Below are 4,234 nucleotides of genomic sequence, written 5' to 3'. Positions count from 1 at the left end.
GTCTCGATCAGCAGTGAGCCGCCGGGGGCCAGCCATTGCCGCGCAGCGGCGGCTACCCGCCGCTGCACGTGAAGCCCGTCTGTGCCGCCGTCGAGGGAAACCCGCGGTTCGTGGAGGCGGGCTTCCTGCGGCATGGTGGCAATTTCTGCCGATGGCACGTAGGGGGCGTTGACGGCGAGGATGTCGATCCGCCCGCGCAACCGTTCCGGGAGGGCCTCGTATAAGTCCCCCTCGTGGACCGTGCCGCCGAACGGCACGATGTTCCGGGCCGCGCACCCCACCGCGGCGGGGTCGATGTCGGAGGCGTGGAGCTCCAGGGGACGGGCCAGGGCCGCGAGCGCGGACCCGACCGCCCCTGACCCGCAGCACAGGTCGACGACGACGGGCAGCGTGCCGGTGCCGCGTGACGGGAAGTTGGATTCGCTGAGGAGCTGTAGGGCCTGCCGGACGAGGAACTCCGTCCGGCGGCGGGGCACAAAGACTCCGGCATCCACTTCGATCCGAAGTCCGCAAAACTCCGCCCAGCCCAGGATGTGCTCGAGCGGAAGTCCGGACACCCGCTGCTCCACGAGGGCGTCCAGCTGATCCGGAGTGGCGGCGGCGGCGGCCAGCAGCAGGGCCTCCTCCTCGGCAAAGACGCAGCCGGCCGCGCGGAGCCGGGTGATGACGGAGGGATCGGGCGCGGGAAGTGCCGCCATGCCAGGGACCCCCTCCCGCTTACCGTGCCGGAATACCATGCTATCCAAGTGGCAAGATGGCACCATGTCCAGCCCCGGAATGCCCTCCGAATCTTCGCCGCCTGTGCCGACGAACCCTGCGGCGACGAACCGCGTGCCGTCGAACGAGCTGATCTGGGCCGGTTGTTACACCGCGGATGGCGGCGGGAGCGGGAACGGGATCGGGGCGCTGCGGGCCGGCACTGACGGAGCGCTGCGGTGGCTCGGAGTGGCCGCCCCGGCCGCCTCACCGTCGTTTCTTGCCGTGCACCCCACGCTGGACATGGTCTATGCCGTGGGCGAGACGGCGCGGACCGTCCGGGCGTACCGCCGGTTCGGCGAATTCGGCCTGGAACCCGCCGGACGCGACTGGCCGGCCGGAGACGCCGCATGCCATGTCGCCGTCGACCCGCAGGGCCGCTTCCTTGTGGTGGCCTGTTGGGGCGACGGCCGGGTCCTGCTCTACGAACTGGACGACAAGGGCGGCATCTCGGCCAGGTTCGCGGCCGCCGTCTCGAACGTGGCCGGGCGCCCCAGCCGCGCGCACGCGAGCCTGATGCTCGCCGACGGCAGGGTGATGACCACCGACCTCGGGCACGACCTCCTGCGGGTCTGGAATTACGTGCCCTCGCAGGGGCTGCACCTGGACCACGAGCTGGCCCTTCCCCGGGACAGCGGGCCCCGGCACCTCGTTCAGCATCCCGGCGGGAGCGTGCTGGTGGTGACCGAGTACTCGGTTGAGGTGGCCGTGGTGCGGTGCTCCCCCGGGTCCGGAATCTTCGGCCTGGCCGGAATAGGACCGGCCACCAGGGCGGGGGCTTTTGCCGGGGACTCCGCGGCCGAGATCGCACTCGCGGCGGACGGAAGGCACGCCTACGTAGGGGTGCGCGGCTCCAACCGGATCAGCGTGCTTGAGCTGGATGCGGACGGAAACGCCCTCCGTCCGCTGGCCGACGTCCCCAGCGGCGGCGACTGGCCGCGGCATCATCTGGTCCGGAACGGCTGGCTGCATGTGGCACACGAACGCTCCGGGGATGTGGTGACCTACCCGCTGGACCTGGAGAGCGGACTTCCCGGCCAAGCCGTGGGCAGGCTGGAGGTGGCTTCCCCCACCGCGTTGGTCCCGGCGGCCCGGGGAGCGCAGCCGGCCGCGAGTTAGCCCGGGCCAGGCTCCGCAGTCCACCCTGGTCCGGGGGGGACATGCCCCTTTCCCGCGCCGGGGACTGGGCATAACGGGACTATGTCCAGACATGCCCGCCGCAGGAGGGCATGTCCCGGGGGAAAGATGTGCGCGAGCTGCAAATTATCTGACCATTCGCTGGAAAAACTCCCGCGCAAGCGCTTACAGTTGTGACTTGGCTCTCAGGAGCCTCTCTCCGCATCACCCTTCACAGAGGCAACGTCGCTTACCGGAAGGTCTCCCACCGTGTTGATCCGCAGTACCAGCCTGGGCAAAAAGCCCGCACGCAGCCACCGGCAGTGGCTTGCCGCATTCCTTCCCGCCGGCGCCGCCGTGACGGCGACGCTCGTTGCCGCGGCAGCGGTCGTCCTCCCGGCGCAGACAGCGCGGGCCGCGCCGGACCCGGCCGGGCCTGCGGCCGCCCACTCGCTCCGCGGCCCGGTGACGGACGAGCAGTTCTACTTCGTGATGGCCGACCGGTTCAACAACGGCAGCAGCGCCAACGACGACGGCGGTCTGGGGCCGGACCCGATGGTCTCCGGCTTTGACCCGACTAAAAAGGGCTTCTACAACGGCGGGGACCTCAAAGGCCTGCGGGACAAGATCGACTACATCCAGGGCCTTGGAACCACTTCGATCTGGCTGACCCCGAGCTTCAAGAACAAAGCGGTCCAGCCGGAGGACAAGTCGGCCGGGTACCACGGCTACTGGGTCACCGACTTCACCCAGATCGATCCGCACCTGGGCACCAACGACGAGCTCAAAGCACTCATCGACGAGGCCCATTCCCGCGGCATGAAGGTCTACTTCGACATCATCACCAACCACACCGCGGACGTAATCGGCTACGAGGAGGGCGAGCGCACCGCCTACAAATCCAAGGACGCCGCCCCCTACCTGACTGCCGCCGGGGTCCCTTTCGACGACCGTGACTACGCCGGAACGGACAGCTTCCCGGCCCTGGACGCGGCGACGTCCTTCCCCTACACGCCGAAGCTGTCGCCCGGGGAAGAGAACCTCAAAGTCCCCGCCTGGCTCAACGACCCCACGCTCTATCACAACCGCGGCGACACTACCTTTGAAGGCGAAAACTCCTCCTACGGGGACTTCTTCGGCCTCGATGACCTGTTCACAGAGCAGCCACGGGTTGTCAACGGCATGATCGACATCTATGAGAAGTGGATCGGCGACTTCGGTGTGGACGGCTTCCGGATCGACACCATGAAGCATGTCAACGACGAGTTCTGGCAGAAGTTCGGCCCCGAGGTCCTCCAATACGCCAAAGCCCATGGCAAGGACGACTTCTTTATGTTCGGCGAGGTCTTCGACACCTCCAAGAGCTTCACCTCGCAGTTCACCACCCGCAACAAGATGCAGGCCGTGCTGGATTTCCCGTTCCAGGACGCGGCGCGCAACTTCGCGTCCCGGGGCCAGCCGGCCAAGGGCCTTGAGTCCTTCTTCGCCGGGGACGACTGGTACACCGACGCGGACTCCAACGTCTACGAACTGCCCACCTTCCTCGGCAACCACGACATGGGCCGGATCGGCAGCTTCATCACCGCGGACAACCCGGGCGCGGACGACGCCGAACGCGTTGCCCGGGACCGGCTCGCCCACGAGCTGATGTACTTCTCCCGCGGCAATCCTGTGGTCTACTACGGCGACGAACAGGGCTTCACCGGCCCCGGCGGGGACCAGGATGCCCGCCAGACGCTGTTTGCCAGCAAGGTCCCGGACTACCTCGACGATGATCTGCTCGGCACCGACGCGACCCATGCGAGCGACAATTTCAACCCCGCCCACCCGCTGTACCGCGACATCAGCGAGCTCGCGGCGCTGACGAAGGAGCACCTCGCACTGCGGAACGGCGCGCACCAGAACCGCTACGCCTCCGACGGGCCGGGCATTTACGCCTTCTCCCGGACCGACGCCAAGGACCAGCGCGAGTACGTGGTCTCCATCAATAACAGCAAACAGCCACAGACGGCTGCCGTGCCAACCTATGTCGGCAAGCGGACGTTCAGCAGGATCTACGGGCAGGCGGACGCCGAGGTCAAGACCGCAGCGGACGGGAGACTGACGGTATCGGTGCCGCCGCTTTCCGCCGTCGTCTACGAGTCCTCGGGCCGCATCCCGCACTCCAAGGCAGCCCCCGCCGTGGCGCTGCAGGATCCGGCGGCAGCTGCCTCCGACAACAGCCGCGTCCGGGTGGCGGCCGACGTCGGCGGCAACTCCTTCTACGAGGTCACCTTCCAGGCCCGCACCGCCGGCGGCGCATGGGCTTCCATCGGCACGGACGACACGGCGCCGTACCAGGTCTTCCACGACGTCTCCGCAG

General features: G+C 68.1%; 3 protein-coding genes. 2 read left to right on the top strand and 1 reads right to left on the bottom strand.

Annotated elements, in window-relative coordinates:
- Nucleotides 1-698, bottom strand: a 698-nt coding sequence (locus BJQ90_RS08205; protein WP_226759799.1) for a putative protein N(5)-glutamine methyltransferase, incomplete at its 3' end; no start/stop codon positions are given.
- 64 nt (nucleotides 699-762) lie between these two features.
- Here BJQ90_RS08205 and BJQ90_RS08200 point away from each other — a divergent pair.
- Both BJQ90_RS08200 and BJQ90_RS08195 read left to right on the top strand, forming a co-directional pair.
- The gene (locus tag BJQ90_RS08200) at nucleotides 763-1,875 is read left to right on the top strand and encodes a lactonase family protein (RefSeq protein ID WP_413463656.1); all 1,113 of its coding nucleotides are present in this window, start codon (nucleotides 763-765) and stop codon (nucleotides 1,873-1,875) included.
- Nucleotides 1,876-2,229: 354 nt separating this feature from the next.
- A partial coding sequence (locus BJQ90_RS08195; RefSeq protein WP_319004617.1) for an alpha-amylase family glycosyl hydrolase occupies nucleotides 2,230-4,234 on the top strand: 2,005 nt, incomplete at its 3' end.

The organism is Arthrobacter sp. SO3 (assembly GCF_020532825.1).
Taxonomy (GTDB): domain Bacteria; phylum Actinomycetota; class Actinomycetes; order Actinomycetales; family Micrococcaceae; genus Arthrobacter.
Note: the sequence above shows the minus strand (reverse complement) of the source record. Positions and strands in the feature narration are given on the sequence as shown.